Source organism: Planobispora rosea (assembly GCF_014648175.1).
GTDB lineage: Bacteria > Actinomycetota > Actinomycetes > Streptosporangiales > Streptosporangiaceae > Planobispora > Planobispora rosea.
Map to the genome: position 1 here is coordinate 1 of NZ_BMQP01000134.1, position 977 is coordinate 977.

The 977-nt window shown below is 71.5% G+C and carries 1 protein-coding gene; it reads left to right on the forward strand.

All coding sequences use genetic code 11. The features are described from left to right. The coding region (locus tag IEZ08_RS39085; RefSeq protein ID WP_229803973.1) for a hypothetical protein at positions 1–649 on the forward strand (649 nt) is incomplete at its 5' end. Between the last annotated feature and the right edge of the window lie 328 nt (positions 650–977).

The window sequence follows — 977 nt, forward strand, 5'->3', positions numbered from 1 at the left end:
GTATGCGGTGTTGGTGGCCGGCATCGCGGTGGTGGCGGTCGTGCTCGGGAGAGCGGCGGGTGCGCGCCGGGCCTGGGCGGTGATGACGGTGGCGCTGTCGGCGCTGTGCCTGCCGGCCACCTTCCACGAGCGGGTGGACGCCGTCGCGCAGTACGCCGCGCCGGGCCCGTCCGGGAACGGTGATCTCCCGGTGGGGCCGAAGATGATCCCGCCGGACGCGCAGCACGCCCTGCGGTGGTTGCGGTCCCACTCCGAGCCGGACGAGCTGGTGGCGACGAACGCCAACTGCCGCTGGGAGCAGCCCGTCCCGTGCGAGAGCAAGAACTTCTGGGTGGCCGCGTTCGGCGAGCGGCGGGTGCTGGTCGAAGGATGGGCGTTCACCGCCCGGAACCTGACCGGCTGGAGTCCGGGGGAGAGCTATCTGAAGGACTTCTGGGATCGGGAGCGTTTCCTGGACAACCGCAGGGCCTTCGAGGATCCCTCGCCGTCCACCGTCGGGCGCCTGCACGAGCGCTACGGGGTGCGCTGGCTCTTCGTCGACGAGAGCAGGATGGAACCGGGGGACAGCGTGGGCGATGCCGCGCAGCTGCGCTTCCGCTCCGGGAACTACGCGCTCTACCTGGTCCCGGGACGGGGCCGGGAGACCTGATCCCGGGACACGGCCGGGCTGCCTGATCACCTGACCGGGGTGACCCTGGTCACGCATCCTCCCGGGGCCCGCGTGGCGGTTGCGAAGTTATGGGCTCGGTAAAGGCGGCACCAAGGGTCGGTGTTCACGTCCTGCCCGGAGTGCTCGGCTCACCAAACTTGCGCGCGTGAACATGCGCAGGGTGTTTCCAGTCGATGGTCCGGGGCCGGTGGCGTCTGAGGCGGTGGCTGCCGGTTCGATGGTTGCCGGTGCGGTGCCGCCGTCGTCCGGTTCGGTGGTTGCCGGTGCGGTGGGGGGCGGGGGGCGGCGTCGTCGGCGGTGGGGGTCG